Source organism: Mesorhizobium sp. WSM3873 (assembly GCF_001672445.1).
GTDB lineage: Bacteria > Pseudomonadota > Alphaproteobacteria > Rhizobiales > Rhizobiaceae > Mesorhizobium.
The window spans coordinates 123424-139639 of sequence record NZ_LYTM01000034.1; the positions used below are offsets into that span (position 1 = coordinate 123424).

At 63.4% G+C, this 16216-nt stretch carries 19 protein-coding genes; 8 read left to right on the forward strand and 11 right to left on the reverse strand.

Going from position 1 to position 16216, the window contains the following annotated elements; translation table 11 throughout:
* The first annotated feature begins 34 nt into the window (after positions 1-34).
* Together phaP and A9K71_RS20260 are read left to right on the forward strand one after the other, a co-directional pair.
* Positions 35-463 carry a TIGR01841 family phasin gene (phaP, locus tag A9K71_RS20255; RefSeq protein ID WP_066999869.1) on the forward strand — a complete coding sequence of 143 codons (429 nt, stop codon included), beginning with the start codon at positions 35-37 and terminating at the stop codon, positions 461-463.
* 188 nt (positions 464-651) lie between these two features.
* Entirely contained in the window at positions 652-1149 is a 498-nt protein-coding gene (locus tag A9K71_RS20260) for a MaoC family dehydratase (protein WP_066999871.1), read from the forward strand.
* Here the strand turns inward: A9K71_RS20260 and A9K71_RS20265 are convergent.
* Entirely contained in the window at positions 1146-2591 is a 1446-nt protein-coding gene (locus tag A9K71_RS20265; protein ID WP_066999874.1) for a PLP-dependent aminotransferase family protein, read from the reverse strand. The two genes, A9K71_RS20260 and A9K71_RS20265, sit on opposite strands and share 4 nt — an antisense overlap.
* A gap of 102 nt (positions 2592-2693) precedes the next feature.
* Here A9K71_RS20265 and A9K71_RS20270 point away from each other — a divergent pair, with 102 nt between their 5' ends.
* Entirely contained in the window at positions 2694-3557 is an 864-nt protein-coding gene (locus A9K71_RS20270; protein ID WP_067000863.1) for a DMT family transporter, read from the forward strand.
* Between the two features lie 9 nt (positions 3558-3566).
* On the opposite strand, the gene A9K71_RS20275 is transcribed toward A9K71_RS20270, so the two are convergent.
* Genes A9K71_RS20275 through A9K71_RS20290 form a run of 4 tightly spaced genes read right to left on the reverse strand, consistent with a single transcriptional unit; the run spans position 3567 to position 6466 of the window.
* A complete protein-coding gene (locus A9K71_RS20275) occupies positions 3567-4607 on the reverse strand; it encodes a zinc-dependent alcohol dehydrogenase family protein (protein WP_066999876.1) in 1041 nt (346 codons plus the stop codon).
* Between the two features lie 20 nt (positions 4608-4627).
* Positions 4628-5131: a DUF4262 domain-containing protein gene (locus A9K71_RS20280; RefSeq protein WP_197504258.1), complete on the reverse strand. Its 504-nt coding sequence runs from the start codon at positions 5129-5131 to the stop codon at positions 4628-4630.
* Positions 5121-5771, reverse strand: a complete 651-nt coding sequence (gene maiA / locus A9K71_RS20285) for a maleylacetoacetate isomerase (RefSeq protein WP_066999878.1) — start codon at positions 5769-5771, stop codon at positions 5121-5123. Before maiA ends, A9K71_RS20280 begins: the two co-directional genes overlap by 11 nt.
* Positions 5768-6466, reverse strand: coding sequence for a fumarylacetoacetate hydrolase family protein (locus A9K71_RS20290; RefSeq protein ID WP_066999881.1), 699 nt, complete (start codon positions 6464-6466; stop codon positions 5768-5770). Before A9K71_RS20290 ends, maiA begins: the two co-directional genes overlap by 4 nt.
* Before the next feature lie 292 nt (positions 6467-6758).
* On the opposite strand from A9K71_RS20290, the gene A9K71_RS20295 reads away from it, so the two are divergent.
* Positions 6759-7781, forward strand: coding sequence for an acyltransferase (locus A9K71_RS20295; protein WP_066999884.1), 1023 nt, complete (start codon positions 6759-6761; stop codon positions 7779-7781).
* 5 nt (positions 7782-7786) lie between these two features.
* Here A9K71_RS20295 and A9K71_RS20300 read toward each other — a convergent pair whose 3' ends face one another.
* From A9K71_RS20300 to A9K71_RS20315, 4 genes are all read right to left on the reverse strand, one after another.
* Positions 7787-8272 (reverse strand): SRPBCC family protein, encoded by a 486-nt coding sequence (locus A9K71_RS20300; RefSeq protein WP_066999887.1) that lies wholly within the window; start codon positions 8270-8272, stop codon positions 7787-7789.
* 124 nt (positions 8273-8396) lie between these two features.
* The gene (locus A9K71_RS20305) at positions 8397-8891 is read right to left on the reverse strand and encodes a GNAT family N-acetyltransferase (protein WP_067000866.1); all 495 of its coding nucleotides are present in this window, start codon (positions 8889-8891) and stop codon (positions 8397-8399) included.
* Between the two features lie 14 nt (positions 8892-8905).
* Positions 8906-9664, reverse strand: a complete 759-nt coding sequence (locus A9K71_RS20310) for a copper homeostasis protein CutC (protein WP_067000869.1) — start codon at positions 9662-9664, stop codon at positions 8906-8908.
* Positions 9665-9850: 186 nt separating this feature from the next.
* Entirely contained in the window at positions 9851-10282 is a 432-nt protein-coding gene (locus tag A9K71_RS20315) for a cupin domain-containing protein (RefSeq protein ID WP_066999890.1), read from the reverse strand.
* A gap of 546 nt (positions 10283-10828) precedes the next feature.
* Between A9K71_RS20315 and A9K71_RS32145 the strand changes: the two genes are divergently transcribed.
* Positions 10829-11188: a hypothetical protein gene (locus A9K71_RS32145; RefSeq protein WP_170950190.1), complete on the forward strand. Its 360-nt coding sequence runs from the start codon at positions 10829-10831 to the stop codon at positions 11186-11188.
* 78 nt (positions 11189-11266) lie between these two features.
* On the opposite strand, the gene A9K71_RS20325 is transcribed toward A9K71_RS32145, so the two are convergent.
* The gene (locus A9K71_RS20325; protein ID WP_156752728.1) at positions 11267-13051 is read right to left on the reverse strand and encodes a hypothetical protein; all 1785 of its coding nucleotides are present in this window, start codon (positions 13049-13051) and stop codon (positions 11267-11269) included.
* A 664-nt stretch (positions 13052-13715) separates the two neighbouring features.
* On the opposite strand from A9K71_RS20325, the gene A9K71_RS20330 reads away from it, so the two are divergent.
* Positions 13716-13898: a hypothetical protein gene (locus A9K71_RS20330; RefSeq protein WP_066999899.1), complete on the forward strand. Its 183-nt coding sequence runs from the start codon at positions 13716-13718 to the stop codon at positions 13896-13898.
* Here the strand turns inward: A9K71_RS20330 and A9K71_RS20335 are convergent.
* Positions 13882-14616 (reverse strand): isoprenylcysteine carboxylmethyltransferase family protein, encoded by a 735-nt coding sequence (locus A9K71_RS20335; RefSeq protein ID WP_245299689.1) that lies wholly within the window; start codon positions 14614-14616, stop codon positions 13882-13884. The genes A9K71_RS20330 and A9K71_RS20335 overlap by 17 nt on opposite strands.
* Here A9K71_RS20335 and A9K71_RS31685 point away from each other — a divergent pair.
* Positions 14616-14942, forward strand: a complete 327-nt coding sequence (locus A9K71_RS31685) for a hypothetical protein (protein WP_156752729.1) — start codon at positions 14616-14618, stop codon at positions 14940-14942. The genes A9K71_RS20335 and A9K71_RS31685 overlap by 1 nt on opposite strands.
* Before the next feature lie 772 nt (positions 14943-15714).
* The gene (locus A9K71_RS20345) at positions 15715-16179 is read left to right on the forward strand and encodes a hypothetical protein (protein ID WP_127403953.1); all 465 of its coding nucleotides are present in this window, start codon (positions 15715-15717) and stop codon (positions 16177-16179) included.
* Positions 16180-16216: the final 37 nt, after the last annotated feature.

Genomic DNA, 16216 nt, shown 5'->3' on the forward strand with positions numbered 1-16216 from the left:
GCGCTGTAAGAGCGGCAGATCGGGAGGCGACGACATGGCAAGACAACCGGAATCCGACTCTTTTCTGGACATCTTCAGCAGGTTCGGCCGCGACTTGAAGCTGCCGAAGGTCGACATCCAGGCGATCCTGGATCACCACCGCAGGAATCTCGAGGCTCTGGAGAAGTCGGCCCGGGCAAGCGCCGCCGGCGCGTCATCCATTCTGTCGAGACAGCACGAAATGGTGCAGGAGGCGCTCGGCGAAATTACCCGGATGGCACGCAACTACCAGCCTCCGGGCAATCCGCAGGAGTTGATGACGAAGCAGGTGGATTTCGCCAGGAAATCCTTCGAGACAACGCTGAAGAATGCCGGCGAGGTCGCCGACCTGGTTCGGAAATCCGGCACCGAATCGGTCGAAATCCTGCGCGACAGGATTAAGGACGCGATGGCGGAAATCCGGGCCGGCTACGACGGGAAGTGAGCAATCCAGGGCGCCTATTCGGGTTTTCCGGATCGGGTTCAGGCGGCTGAGCAATCGGCGCGTGCGGCTGCGCGTTCGCTGCTTGCCGTAAAACCGCCAAGTCTGAGGGTGAAATCGAGGCGCCGCGAATTGACAGGAGCCGCCGGTTCATGGTCGGGAGATTGGCAGAAGCCAGCAGGAAAGCAGGAATGACGGAAAATCGGCCGAGGACGCCGCCGACCTTCGAACAGTTGCGGACAATGGCCGGCCAGGAGATCGGCGTGTCGGACTGGACGACGGTCGACCAGCAGCGCATCGACCAGTTCGCCCAATGCACGGGCGACCACCAGTGGATACATGTCGATCCGGAGCGCGCGAAGCGGCAGAGCCCGTTCCGCACTACGATCGCGCATGGCTATCTGACGCTTTCGATCATCGGCGCGCTGGCGCTGGAGATGGGCATCGTGCCGGAAAACACGCAAGCCGCCTTCAACTATGGCTTCGACAAAGTGCGCTTCCTCGCGCCGGTGAAGTCCGGCGCACGTATCCGGCTGCGCACGACGCTGCTCACCATGGAAGATCGCGGCCCCGGCCAATATCTGATGAAGGCCGCGAACACCGTCGAGATCGAGGGCGAGCAGAAGCCGGCGCTGACTGCCGAGACGCTGGTGATGATGTATGAGCGCCGCAAGCGGGCAGGCGCCTAAACTCTGCCGCTGCCGGGCTGCGACGCGCCTTTGCGGCGGGACGCGGCCATTGCCCTTTCAAGCACTCTGAAGTTGCGCTCATCGGCGCATTGGGCGACGTTGAAACGCATGAAGCGGCCGGCGGAGTGCGACAGGCTGAAGGCGTTGCCGGGCGCCAGCACGACATTATCCGCCAGCGCATGGCGGGCGACATCGGCGGCGTCGGTGGCGTCGGGCAGGCGGCACCACAGGAACATACCGGCCCCCTGATCGATCCAGGGCATAACGTCCATTGCTTTCAGCCTGCCGGCTGTTTCGGCCATTGCGCGCGACAGGCGGGCGCGCAACTGCTCGACATGCTTGCGGTAGCTGCCGTCCTTCAGCAGAGTCAGCACCAGTTCCGAGGAGAGCCTCCCGCCGCCGAAAGTCGTGGCGATCTTGAGGTCAATCAGCCGTTCCATCCAGTCGCGGGGCGCGGCGATGAAGCCGCATCGCACCGAAGCCGACAGCGTCTTCGAGAAGGAACCGATCTGGACGACGCGGCCGAGGCCATCGAAGGCCGCCAGCCGCGGCGCCGGCGTGTGCTCGAAATCGGCGAAAATGTCATCCTCGATGATGGCGAGATCCGGTTGATCGGCAAGCTTGAGCAGCCGGTGCGCTATAAGCGGCGAGAGCACCGCGCCGGTCGGGTTGTGAAGCGCGGAATTGGTGATGTAGAGGCGCGGCTTGTGCTCGGCGAGCGCTTGCGCGAAGAGGTCGATATCGGGCCCTGAGGGTGTCATCGCGACACCGACCACTTTGGCGCGGTGCGCGCGCAGCAGCGCATGGAAGTTGAAATAGCAGGGGTCATCGACCAGCACCGTATCGCCCGGCTCGAGGAGCAAGCGGCACAGCAGGTCGATCGCCTGCGTCCCGGACTCGGTGAGCATGATCTGGTCCGGCGAAGCCTCGACGCCGTGTGTCGACAGGCGGCGGGCAAGCAGCTGCCGCAGTGCCGGCAGGCCAAGCGGCGTGCCGTAGTCGGCAAGCGTCGCATCGCCGGCTCGGGCGGCGCCGCGCAGTGCTTGCCGCAACGCGGCCTGAGGCATCCAGGAAGCCGGCAGCCAGCCGCAGCCCGGTTTCAGCATATCGTCGCCTGCCTCCAGTGCTTGCCGCGAGACCCAGAGCGGGTCGACGGCGCGGTCGAGCCGCGGGCCGATCTCGGCCAGCGACAGCGGCGCAAGCGGGCCGGCGGCAAAGAAGCCGGAGCCCGGCCGCGAGCGGATCGTGCCTTCCGCCGCAAGCCGCTCATAGGCCTCGACCACCGTAGATTTTGACACCTGCATCGTGCCGGCGAAGGCGCGGATCGAAGGCAAGCGCGCGCCCGGCGTCAGGATGCGCGCGGCGATCCGCTGCCGGATTGCCGACATGACGGCTTCGACGAGCGTTCCGGCATTCGTCGCCTTCGGGTCGGGCGTGTCCATCTGTATTTCCCTGCTGACCAATACAGTTTTGCAGAATTGTACCCCACTGTCTCTGGCAAGGCCATGCGCTGCGCCGGTACAGAAGCGCAAACGGAGCGGATGATGGATAAGAGTTTCAACGGCTGGCTCAACGGCTTCATCGGCGTGCTGATCTTCAGCGGGTCGCTGCCGGCGACGCGCGTGGCGGTGGTCGATTTCGACCCGACCTTCCTGACGTCGGCCCGTGCGGCGATCGCCGGCCTGCTCGGCATCGCAATGCTGTTCCTGTTCCGCGAGAAGCGCCCGGATCGCGGGGATCTGGTCTCGCTGGTCGTCGTTGCGCTAGGCGTCGTGGTCGGCTTTCCTCTCCTGACGGCGCTGGCGCTCACACATGTTACTGCGGCGCATTCCATCATCTTTGTCGGCCTGCTGCCGCTGGCGACGGCGATCTTCGGTGTGCTGCGCGGCGGCGACCGTCCGCGCCCGGCCTTCTGGCTGTTTTCCTGCCTGGGCAGCACGCTCGTCGCGGGTTTCGCGCTGTTGCAAGGCGTGACGGCCTCACCGGTCGGCGACGGCTTGATGCTCGCCGCCATCATCGCCTGCGGGCTGGGCTATGCGGAAGGTGCGGCGCTGTCGCGCAAGCTCGGCGGCTGGCAGGTGATCTGCTGGGCCTTGGCGCTGTCGCTGCCGGTCATGTTGGCGCTGAGTTTTGCGACCCTGCCGCCGTCTTTTGCCGCTGTCGGCTCCGGCGCATGGATCGGCCTCGCCTATGTCTCGCTGTTCAGCATGCTGATCGGCTTCGTGTTCTGGTATCACGGCCTGGCGCAGGGCGGCATCGCCGCGGTCGGGCAATTGCAACTGTTGCAGCCCTTCTTTGGCCTGGCGCTCGCGGCGAGTCTGCTGCACGAGCAGGTCAGCCCGCTGATGGTGGTGGTCACGCTCGGCGTGGTGGCCTGCGTGTTCGGGGCGAAGAAGTTCGCCAGGTAGGGAGCCTACTCAAAACTTCGTCACCACGCCGATGCCGATGCCCTCGAAACCGCCCATCGCCATCAATGCGGCCGGCGCTTCCTCGAGGCTGATCCTTTTGCCGACCAACAGTTCGGGCTTCAGCTTGCCGGTGCGGATCATGTCCATCATGGCGGAATAGCGGTAGGCCTGCATGCCGTGGCTGCCGAGGATTTCGAGCTCGAAGGCGATGACCTTGTCCATCGGCACTTGCGGGCGGGCATGGTCGCCCAGCATCAGCCCGACCTGAACATGGCGACCGCGCCGGCGCAGATTGGCGATCGAGTTGAAGCACGTGGTTGGATGGCCGAGCGCGTCCATCGACATATGCGCGCCGCCGTTGGTGATCTGCTTGACGGCCTTGACGACATTGGGCGTGGTCGAAGCGTTGATGGTCGCGACCGCGCCGATCTTTTTCGCAAACTCCAGCTTCTCGTCGGTCAGGTCAATGGCGATGACATTGGCGCCCATGGCGCTGGCGATCATGATCGCCGAGAGACCGACACCGCCGCAGCCATGCACCGCCACCCACTCGCCGGGCGTCACTCGGCCCTGGTCGACGATGGCGCGGAAGGAGGTGACGAAGCGGCAGCCGAGGCTGGCGGCAGTGGCGAACTCCATCTCGTCCGGCAGGCGTACGAGATTGGTGTCGGCATGCTCGATGCCGACATATTCGGCGAACGAGCCCCAGCCCGTGAAGCCAGGTTGGGTCTGGTGCTCGCAGACCTGATGGTTGCCGGAGTTGCATTCGAAGCAGCGGCCGCAGCCGACGGCGAAAGGCACGGTGACGCGGTCGCCGGCCTTCCAGCGGCTCACCTGCTTGCCGGCGGCGACGACGACGCCCGCCAGTTCATGGCCGGGGACATGCGGCAGCGTGATGCCGTCGTCATGACCCATCCAGCCATGCCAGTCGCTGCGGCAAAGACCGGTCGCCTCGACCTTGATGACGACGCCATCCCCCGCCGGCTTGGGGTCAGGCACGGTCTGGATCGTGGGAGCTTCGCCGAATTTTTCGAAGACGACAGCTTTCATGGGAGTGCTTTCTATCCAGTTCAAAGGGCAGGGCGATTTTGGGTAATAGGTCCCAAGCTAAGTCGGCCATGGTGGTTGGTCGAGCAATGGTTGCCGCTTCCAAAACCACTCGCCGGCTTCGGCATCCCATGGCCAAACACCGGAGTTTGTCGGAAGATAAGCTGCATAATCCCGTCGTAAAACCATAGGCCCCAACCGAAATATTCAGGGTAGTGGTCGGGATGGACCGCACCGAATTGACAGTCGAAGCCACCTCCCAGGAAACCCGGCGCCCGCTCTCCAACCTTGAACCTGTCGCCGCTGCGCACTCGTCGGCAATACTCGTTGATGATGGTCTGCGAAAGCTCCGGCTTGAGCCCGATGACGACCAGCTCAGGGGCTTTGAAATTGTACTCTATCCCCACCGAGTAAGCGAATGGCGGGTGCTCGCCGTCCTCCAGCACGTAGAGAATATGACAGCCATACTCCTCGATATCTGCGAGCGTCTTAGCTTCGTCGGGATCCCTGGCTACTCTATTCGGCATCGATCTGGTTCTGCGGCGCAGCCTTCTGGAACGCCGGCAGCGCCATGCAGGCGGCGTGGATGCGCGAGATCACCGGATAGGCCGCCATCTCGACGCCGAAGCGGGCATTGTTGGTGACCTGGGCGGCAAGGCAGATATCGGCGAGCCCCGGTGTATCGCCATGGCAGAACCCGCCGGTCTCGGGCGAGGAGGCCAGAATCTTTTCAAGCGGCTGGAAACCTTCATTCACCCAATGCCGGAACCAGTTGACGACATCCTCGTCGCCGGCGCCGAACAAGGTGCGCAGCGAGGTGAGCACGCGCAGATTGTTCACCGGATGGATGTCGCAGGCGATCATCTGCGCCAGCATCCGGACCCTGGCGCGTCCCAGCGCATCCTTGGGCAGCAGCGGCGGCTCGGGCTCGATCTCGTCGAGATATTCGATGATCGCCAGCGACTGGGTTAAGAGCGTTCCGTCGTCGAGCACCAGCGCCGGTACCAGCCCTTGCGGATTGACCGCGAGATAGGCGGGCTCGAGATGCTCGCCATGGCGCAGATGGTGGGGCACATAGGTGTAGACACGCCCCTTCATCTCCAGCGCGATCCGCACCCGGTAGGAGGTGGAGGAGCGATAATAATTATGGAGGACGAGGTCGCTCATCGCTTCGGCTGCCCGATGGTGACCTCGACGGCGCCGATGCCGTCGACGCCACCAGTGATCTTGTCGCCCGCCTGAACCGCACCAACGCCGGCCGGCGTGCCGGTGAAGATCAGGTCGCCGGGCTGGAGCTCGACCGCTTCGCTGCAGATCGAGACGACATCGGCGACGGGCCAGATCAGCTCGGCGAGGTCGCCGTCCTGTTTTATGTCACCGTTTACAGCGAGCCAGATGCGGCCCTTTTCGGGATGGCCGGAATTTGCGACGGGAAGCAGCGGGCCGCAAGGCGCGGAGAAGTCGAAGGCCTTCGACCAGTCCCAGGGGCGAGCCGCTTTCTTCGCCTGGTCTTGCAGGTCGCGGCGAGTGAGGTCCACGCCGACGCCATAGCCCCAGACATGCGCGAGCGCCTCGGTGAGGGGGATGCGGAAGCCGGCCTTGCCGATCGCCACGACCAGCTCGATCTCGTGGTGGAGATTGCCAGTCAGCGGCGGGTAGGGGATCTCTGCGCCGCTGTCGACCACGGCGTCGGCCGGCTTGGTGAAGAAGAAGGGCGGATCGCGCTCGTCATTGCCGAGTTCTCGCGCATGCGCCGCGTAGTTGCGGCCAACGCAGAAGATGCGGCGCACGGCAAACCGTTCCGCCGAGCCGGTCACCGCGACCGAAGCGATCGCGGGCGGAGGGAGGACGAAGTCTGCCATAGGCGGTCTCTGCGTTGGATATGAATCGATCCGCACATTCGGCCGATTTCGGCAGGCGGGCAAGGCATTAGGCCACGAAACATTGCCGACTATGGCGGCTTCACCAAGCGGCGGCAGGACCCGCCCGCGGCCCCTTTTTCTTTTGTGTTCGCAATCGCTTGGCAGGAACTGCCTGTGAATTCGCTGCTTCGCACTTGCACAAGATTATTCCGCACTGCAAAATAAATGCGGCGGGGAAAACGAAGCGGTTCCAGGCACGGCTTGCCGGGACCTCGAGTTGCAAGGGACGGGCATGACCGACATCTCCGCGACGGCCGGCGTCCTGCCGCGGGCCGCAGCCGACAAAGCGGCACGGGCAAGGCTGGCCTATCTCGACGGCTGGCGCGGCCTGTCGATCGCCCTGGTGCTGATCGGCCATTTCTTTCCGATTCGCGGCATCAACCTCGGCGTGCTCGGCGTCGAGTTCTTCTTCGTGCTGAGCGGCCGGCTGATGGGAGAAATCCTGTTCGTCGAGCGCTTTCCGCTGAAGAAATTCTTCAAGCGCCGCTTCGCCCGCGTCTATCCAGCCCTGCTGGTGTTCGTGATTGCCGTCATGATCGGGCTCTCCGGCACCTTCATTGCCTTCAAATGGAAGGCGGCGCTTACCGCGCTGACATTCACCTACAACTATGCCGGCATTCTCATCAATCGCGCGGGCGCGCTCGACCATATCTGGTCGCTTGCCATCGAGGAGCATTCTTATGTCATCCTGGCGCTGATCAGCGTGGCGGTTTCCAGGCGCGCGAATGTCGTGCGCTTGCTTGTCATGCTGTCGCTGCTCGCTATGGCCAACGGCGCTATTTCCTACTGGGTCTTCGGCATGGACTACGAAACCAGCTACTGGCGAACCGACGTGCATATCGCCTCGATCCTGCTGTCGGCGGCGATCTGCCTGCTCAAGGCCGATGGACACCTGCCGGCATTTGTCAGGAACCGGCATCTGGCGCTGGGGGCCGCCGTGGGGGCAGCCTTGCTGTTCCTCGATCCGGTGCCGACGCCCTTGCACTATCTGCTGGGCGTGCCGCTGCTGGCGCTCGCCGTCAACACGCTCGACTTCGCCGGCGGCTATCTGACCGGCCTACTGTCGTCGCGGCCGATGGTGATGCTGGGGCTGTGGTCCTACTCGCTCTATCTGTGGCAGCAGCCCTTCTACAAATTCGTCCATGACCGCGACGTGGCGCCGATCCCGATGCTGGCCGCAGTCTTCGCCTGCGCCCTGGCGAGCTACTACATCGTCGAGAAACCGGCGCGCGGCTGGCTCAACCGCAATTGGTGAGGAGGTCAGGCCTTGCCGGTTTTTTGTGCGGCGAGATAGCGCCGAAGCCCGGCTTCGCCGCGAGGTGTGGTCCAGCGGTGATTCCACGCGAAAACCGGTCTGAGCAAGGGTGCCAGGAGTTTGAGGATCGGCCTCTCCACGATGACCTGCCAGGTGAGCTTCGCATGCGTTCCGCTTCCGGCTGGCGACAGTTCGGCCCGCCACAGTCCGTCGAAATCGCCGAAGGTCTTGACCACCACCAGCCGGCCAGGCTCGAGCTCTGCGGCCTCGATGATGAAGTTCAGCTCGTAGGGCAAGGCGCCTCGCGCCCTGGCTCTTGCCCGTGACCCGACGACGGCCTTGCCTTTCTTGTCGAGCGGCTCGACTTCCTTGTAGGCGTCGCCCCACCAGAGCGGCAGCAACTCGGCGTCGGACAGAACGTCCCACACTTCCTGCGGCGTGGCATCGGGAATGTTCCAACTCTCGTCGAAGCGGAAGACGTTGCTTGGCATGATGTCACGCCCCCAGCACACGAAGGCGATACATTAGCTGTAGCTTCTGTTTGTGGCCAGTGCGGCCGTCGCACGAACCTTGTTTGGCTCATGGTTGAAAGCCTCTGGCTTTCAGGGCCATGCGCTAGTCGATCGGCTTGGCGTAGTAGCGCACCGACTTCCTGCCGCCGTGGATCACGGCATCGCCGACCTCGGCAAAGCCGAGCGCGGCGTGAAAGGCATCCGATGTGGGGTTCGGGGGATCGGCATTGACCTCGCAGGTTACGATCGTGTGGCATGCGCGCCTGACATGCTCGAACAGATCCTCGTAGAGACGGCGGGCATGGCCACGGCCGCGCGCTTCGGCCGCGACCACCACCCGGTCGACATAGACGAAGCGGGGGTAGCGCTCACGAAACCAGAGGAAGTTCGGGCTTTCGTAGCTGGCATCCTGATCGAAGCACATGATGAAGGCTTCGAGCGTCCCGATGCGGCGCGTGTAGAAAGCCTGCCCGATCAGGAATGACAGGCGCTCCGGCTCCAGCCAGGACAACTCGGCGGCATGCTCGTTGTTGAGAGCAAGAATGGCGGCCTCGTCGGCAGGCGAAACGCGTTCGATCGGCACGCGATCTTTCGACATCGTCACTTCCGGCATCAGACCCTCGCGGCCGCGATCGTTGCCGCCGCCAAGTCCTGGTCGGTCACCGTGTTGCGGTACTCGCGATCGAGATCGGTGCCGCCCATGCCGACATGCGGGTTGCGGTAGCGCATGGCGCTCGGCACGTCGGCAAGCGCGGCAAAATGCATCTCGGTCAGTCCGGTTTGCCGGCGAACCTCGCCGATATTGTCGGGCGCCAACCCGCCGCAGCCGAGGATGATGATGCGTGCGCCGGCCTGGCGAACCAAGCGCGCGAGCAGATCGACGCCCTCCAGCGCCGTGTCGCGTTGCCCGCTGGTCAGCACGCGGCCGACCTTGCAGCGGATCAGCGCTTCGAGCGCCTCGGCCGGGTCACGCGTCATGTCGAAGGCGCGGTGGCAGGTGACATTGAGGGGACCGGCGGCGCGCACCAGTTCGCTCATTCTCGCTTCATCGATTGCGCCGTCAGCGGTCAGGCAGCCGACGACGATGCCGGCGACGCCGAGATCGCGCAGCGCGCCGATATCGGCCAGCATCGATTGGTATTCCGCCTCGCTGTAGAGAAAATCGCCGCCGCGCGGGCGCACGATAACATGAAACGGGATGGTCGCACGTTCGAGTGCTACGCGCACCGTGCCGAGGCTCGGCGTAATGCCGCCTTCGACGAGGCTGGCGCAAAGCTCGACCCGGTCGGCGCCGGCGGCCTGCGCGGCAAGCAGCCCGTCAATGCCTTCGACGCAGAGTTCGATCAGGGGCCTTTGAGCGTCGGTCACCATCATCCATCCATGTTGAAGAGAAAGCGCAGCCCTAGCATCGGGGCGATCGAGGCGGAAGCCGCATCAATCGGTCCAGCAAGCGAAAGCGTCACTTTGCACTTTCGGTTTTGTTCGGCGCGCAGTTATTGATTGCTCAAGCCTTGGAGCGCCCGCCCTACCGCGGAACAGCTGAGCCCCGTTGCCTCGCTACTGCATCAGGATTGTGTTCTTGGCGCCTTGTTCGACCTGGTCGATCACCAGCAGCTTCACCGGATCGCTGCCGATATTGGTCGCCTGATGCCACTGGCCGATCATCTCGACGATGAAATCGCCGGTCTTGTAGGTGTTGCTGTTGCCGGTCTCGACGTTGGTGACCTTGAGGGTGCCTGCCTCGACATAGGCATAGCGCGGGAAGGGATGTTTGTGCACCGGCAGCGTCGCGCCGGGCGCGATCTGATAGGCCGAGACCTGGACCTCGACATTCTTCTGGGGCAGCTTGATCGGCTGGCCGGATGCCGTCGTCGTCTTGGACGCCAATGGCGTCACGACAACAGGTGTGGCCGAACTGTCCAGAGCGTCGGCGGTGGTTGCATAAAAAGCGGCCGCCAGCAGCAGCGCCGATGCCGGAATGTTTCGCACGATTTCCTCCCGAAATGATCGCAAAATCGCCTAAGCGCTGTCGACTCGCAAGGAGAAAGGATTTTGGGGCTTCCCGGGCTGTATGAACTATCAGCTGCCAGGTCCTTCAAATCTGCCCCGCACTTGGGTGCTGCCGCACCCAGTCCCTTGATAGACCGGAATCATCCCCTAGTTAGTTTCCCTGGCGTAGTCGCGAGTTGCCTGGGGGCTACTGCGCCGTTCTGACGGCATGCGGCGGAAGGACGGCCGGCCGAAGCGCCTTTGGAGGGTGCCGTGCGTCAATATCTGGGATCCAGCTTGGTCCGTTTCGCGTTCGCGTGCTCTGTCGCGATAGCTTGCGCGGGAGCCGCGGCCGCCGGCGAGCGCGGCCAAGGTCATAACGCTGGTGGCGATCACGGGAATAGCGGAGGTCATGGCGCTGGCAGCAACAACGGTCAGCACAACGGAACTAGCGGCGATCCCGGCGGCTCCGGCGGCAGTCCGCCGTCTGACCCACCGTCCCCACCGTCTAACGATGACGGAAGCAGCCCCACCACAACCGGGTCAGTGACGTCAAGGGCGGGCGTAGCCGGCAACGGCGGAAGGTCGCTCGACCTTCCGCCCGCCCTGCTGCCCTTCGAAGACAGCGCCATTCCACTGGCAGTCCATCCAATCGAAGTGCTGCCGGGTGTCCCGGACAACATCGTTCGGGCCTGCCGTGAGGCAATCGAGCAGGCCGCAGCTCAGTTTGGCGCGACCAGTGTGCGCGTCAGCAGTGCAGGTTCCGTACGGCGGTTGAGCCGTCAGAGGATATCGGCTCCCGTCCAGGTCAGCATCGACTACGGGTATCAAAACGGCGTCGAGACGCGCCAGGCGCCGGTCGGCTGCGAATTGAACGCGAAAGGCAGCGTGATCGGGCTGACATAGCGCACAGTGGGAGCCCTCGCCGTAGACGTCCGAGTTCATGCCGCCCAGCGCCCGATTTTCCAGGGCAGTCGTTCCAGCTCAGTCCAACGTCGAATGGCTTGGCCGGAGGGAAAACGGAAGCGTGATGGCACGCACACGGATTTCGCGCGACGGTTTGCGAACCTTGCTGGACGTAGTCTTCTTTTGGCTGACAGCTTTCGTCTGGCCTGCGCCGGCCGATGCGCGGCCAGTGCGCGGCTTCAGCGGCGGCTCGATCTGAGCGTCGCGGCGCTGAGCCCGAAGCTTGTCATTGTCGGCGCGCGCGGCGGCCAGCTCGCGGGCGAAAGAAACCGTCGCTTCACGTTGCTTGTCCAGAGCCTCCTTCAGCCTCATGGCGGCCTGTCCCAAGAGTTGGCGGGCTGTGTCACGCTCGAGGCGGGCTTTGTTGAGGTTGTCTCCGGCCGACACTGCTGAAGCGCGTTCTCGTTGCAGAGCCTGCGCCGTCTCGGCAGCACTCTGCTCCGCATGCTCGCTCGCTGCGGCTGCCTTGGTGCGCTCCTGCAACGCTGCGTCGCGCTCCAGCCGGGCTTTGTCGAGGTCCTCCCGGGTCGCGACTGCCGAAGCGCGTTCGCGCTCCAGCGCCTGCGCCGTCTCGGTAGCAGTCTGCTCCGCACGTTCTCTCGCTACGACAGCCCTGTCTCGCTCCTGCAACGCCGCGTCGCGCTCCAGCCGGGCTTTGTCGAGGTCCTCACGGGCCGCGACTGCCGAAGCGCGTTCGCGCTCCAGCGCCTGCGCTGTTTCAGTTGCAGCCTGCTCGGCATGCACTTTCGCCGAGACAGCCTTAGCTCGCTCCTGCTCAGCCGCGTCGCGCTCGAGGCTGGCTCTGTTGACGTCCTCTTGGGCCGATATTGCTGAAGCGCGTTCGCGTTCCAGAGCCTGCGCCGTCTTGGCGGCAGTCTGCTCGGCACGCTCTTTGGCTAAGACGGCCTTGGCTCGCTCCTGTTCGGCCGCGTCGCGCTCGAGCCGGGCTTTGTCGAGGTCCGCACGGGCCGCGACTGCCGAAGCCTGTTCCCGCGCCAATGCCTGCGCCGTCTCGGCAGCAGTCTGCTCAACCCTTGCTCGCGTCGCGGCGGCACCGGTCCGTTCCCGCTCAGCCGTGTCCGCGATCGCGGCCTTGGACTGCTCCATTTCAGCGATGTCGCCACGAAGGTCCTCCGACTTCCGGCGCTCCTCGTCAAGCATCCCGCTCGCTTGCGCCAGCGAAGCCTCGGCTCTGGCGCGATCCCCGGCGGCTTTGGCTTCCAGCTGTTCAATTTGCGCTCGCGCTTGCGCTAGGTCGCGCGCCATCTGTTCGGTTCGCTCCCGTTCGAGGCGAGCAGCGGGCATCTGTATAAAGACATGGTCGATGGTTTCGCTGATCCGCGCGCGGACATCTTGCGCAATCCACCGCAATGCCTCGAGCGTGCGGGCTGCCACAAGTTCGTTGCGCAAACGGTCCTCGCTGGCGTCGTCGGCGGCTGCCATGCTTGTCTTCAGCACTTCGATCTGCTTGCGCGTCTCAGCGAGCGCACTCTCCAGAGAGGCACTCCTGGCGCGCTCCTCCTCCATCGCTCGGTGCTCTTGGCCAGCCAATTCCGTTGCAGCTGCTGCCTGAGCACGAGCTGCCTCGACCTGTGCTTCGGCAGCGTTGAGATCCGGTTTGGGCAATTCGCCGTTCGTGGGTGCGTCGGTTGATGCCGTGCTGGCAGGAATCTCCAAGGGGCGTGAAAGATCGGGAAGGGAGTAGCTATCGGCCCGCGAAACAGCGGGGGCGCTTTCGACCGGCTTTTGTCTCGTCAACGCATAGCCAAGCGGCACGGCCAGACAAATTGCGGCGACGCTCAAGCGTAACAAGGGGCTCGTTCTGCGAACACGGGGAGGTAAGGCCAAAGCATCGGGCAGGTCCTCGCGCGAGTTCTCGCCCGCTTCGGGCGTCGTGTTGAGATAATCCTTTCGCACCCCGGACTTACCGGAGTTTAGACCCTGAACATCCGGGGCTGGGGGGACGGCGGCCCGGGAAGAAGCCGGCTTGGCTGCACGATTGCGTGGGCGATCCCAGGCCCAAGAAGCCTCATCGAGGGGAATAGGCGTACTTTCGCTCAGGTAGCCATACTGGTGACGCCGTCTCGCTGCGATGAGGATACGCCGGACCACAAGGAAGAAGCCGACCAATACAAATATTGTCATCCCGCCCAGGAGAGCGAGACCTGTGTCGTCTGCGTAAAACCCGGCAAGATCTGACATCGCGGTACCTGCGCGGTTTCCGATGTAACTTTAAGCTCGTGAAGCGGTGTGTGGCTCCTCGCCCTGGCTAACTGCCTGCCTTCGAAGCTGTCATCGCTTCGGCCCCAGTACTGGGGGAATTTTGGCGATGCATGGCTGGGCGCCGGTCGAAAGCCAGCTCGCGCCTCTCCATCCTCAACGTCCCGGGGAGTTCTCCCACGGTGCGCGCCATGCCACCATTTCGGAGTCTGGGACGCTCCATTGTAAAGCTAGGTCACAGACCTCGGTGGTCAACCATCTGGGCGACAGTTCGGCCATGCAAAATGGCCATCGCGGTGCCCGGCACGAGCGCCAAGACTCCCGCGGCTACCTCATCAAGCTCGACGAACTGGTGACGATGCCGAAATCGGCAGGCCATTTGGTCCTGCTGCTGAGAGAGGATCTGGCGGATCTCAGTAGATCGTCATGAGGATCGGCAGGTAACTGCCTGCTCGCAGTTGTTCGATTGCTTCAATGGCGGGATAGGCTGCGGGGAAGTACAGTCCATCCTGGAAGTTGCGCTTGAGCGCTTTCGGGGAGAAGACAACTTCGGCAGAGTCCGTATATTGGGACAGTTTCGGCCAGAACAGCGGCGTATAGCGCGCATAGGAATCGTATTGCGAGCCGAAGATCGTCTTCAGGTGTTCGGCCTCTTTGGCTGCCGTGATGACCAAGATCCAATAGCTGAAAAATCCCAGCGCCAGAGCGACGGCGATCGATCCATGGATCAATCCGATCCCAGCTGCTCCAAGCGTAGAAAAGAGATAGAGCGGGTTTCTGGTCAACGAGTAGGGGCCGGAGGTAATCAACTCCAGATTCTTCTTTGAACCGATATAGAGAATGCTCCACATTCTGCCAACGAAGCAGGTGAGGACCAGGCCGAGACCCGCCATCTGGATCAGTTCATGTACGCCCCCACCCAATCCGGGGTGCGAAAACAGGATAACAGTTGCAGCAACCAGCCCCGCTGCCCGAGCGGCGTTTATTCGCATCCTTTGATTGACTGACTGAACTCTCATCGAGGCCCCCGGGAATGAAGAGGCCGCGTTTCTGGGCTCCGCATTTTGACGGCACCCCCCGATATGCGGCTCGCTTGCGCTTGCCAGGCTTTGCTGGCCGTGCGGTTGAACAGGAGGGGTATCGATCATTGGATCGTCTCCTCGGTAAGCTGAAGGAAGACGTCCTGGAGCCGCCCGCCCTCGGCCTCGAAGGCGAGAATCGGCATCTCGGCGCGGATCAGGACGTTCGGGATTTCGTTGTTGAGATGGCGGCTTGGAGGTGTTTTGGTCGGATCAAGAAGCTCGACGCGCAGCCAGCCCGCGTCTCCGTTGACAAAATGTCCCGTGATAGGCTGCAGAATGGTCGTCAGGATGCGGATGGAGGTCGCTTCTGTGTCGATCGTTCCGCCTGCGCGCCGGCCGGGTTCTTGGCTTCCTCGGCCCAAACGGCGCTGCAGGCAAAACGCCTTTCGTGACCCATAGGACTTGTTAGGGTCTTCGGGCACGAAGACGTGAGCAGACGAGCCGGGCGCTACGGCGACACTTCCGCGAGACATTCAGTGCAGGCTCCCTCGTGCCTGCCAGCACGCTTTCAGGTTGACGCGCCTATTTATCGCTGCAGTCGTTAGGCTTTACGATTCGGCAGTTGAGCTGACTCGCTTGCGACGGGATTACCCCTTTTTGCGAAGGGGCCTCGTTCGTGATGTCCGACATCAACGCCAGAGTGGGCTTAACCGACAGCGGGATTTCGGCTCATTGTAGCGCTTGAAGGAAGTCGTCGCCGAGCAGGCGCTGGAGCTGCGGCTGCAAAAAGGCATGATCGCGACGGGAGCGACGACGGTCCCCGGAACGGCGCCACCTCCCGCTGGGGGCGTCCGGAACTTCGCATGAGCCGCTACGGCTTTCGGTTAGGCCGGCAAAGCCGTTTTGGGCTATCGGTCCGCCGGCGCGCTTTGTCCTATCTTGGGTTTCCAACGTCGGGCAACGGTCGCTCAGGCTGCCTTAGCCAGCCTACGCTCCGCTGGGTAGCGCGGCGCGTGGGTTCCGCAACACTTGCCATTGGTGGATCGCAGTGCTGCAGGCGAAGCTCGCGCAAATACGTACAGCCGCACACCGCCGCAGAGCCACTAGGAGTAACCCAACTCGGCGCCGCGGCAGAGGCGGCAAAGCGGCACCGCTGCTTGTCTGGTCGACTCCAGTGTTGGTGCTCCGTGAAAGCCGATGAGGTCATATGAAGGAGGTCCCCCCATGAAACCTGTTCGTTACTGCCTGGCGCCCGGCGCGTTCGTCCTCGTGCTTGCCGGGGCGACCGGCGCGTCGGCCGCGGAACAGCCGATCGCCTGCAAGAAGGTGCCGTTGGTGGTGCGGGACATGTTCCACAAGGATTTTCCCGTCGCCAAGGTCAAGGCATGCGCCCGCGAGGTCGAGAACGGAGAACTGGTTTTCGAGATAGCAAGCGTCGAGGGCGCAATGACGCGCGATGTGCTCTACCATAAAGACGGCAAGGTCATCGTCGTCGAGGAATCAATTCCGATGGAAGCGGTGCCTCAATCGGTGCGTGCGGCCGTTGATACGAAATTCGCAGGTGGAAAGATCAAGCTTGCGGAGAAGCTGATGCGCGACGGCAAGGTGAGTTACGAGTTCCAGATAAGCTACAAGGGCAAGAACGTTCAGCCCGTCTTCGATCCGGATGGAAAGGAAGTGAAGGGCTGATGGGCGAAACTCTTGCACTGAAGGGTCGCTGACATAG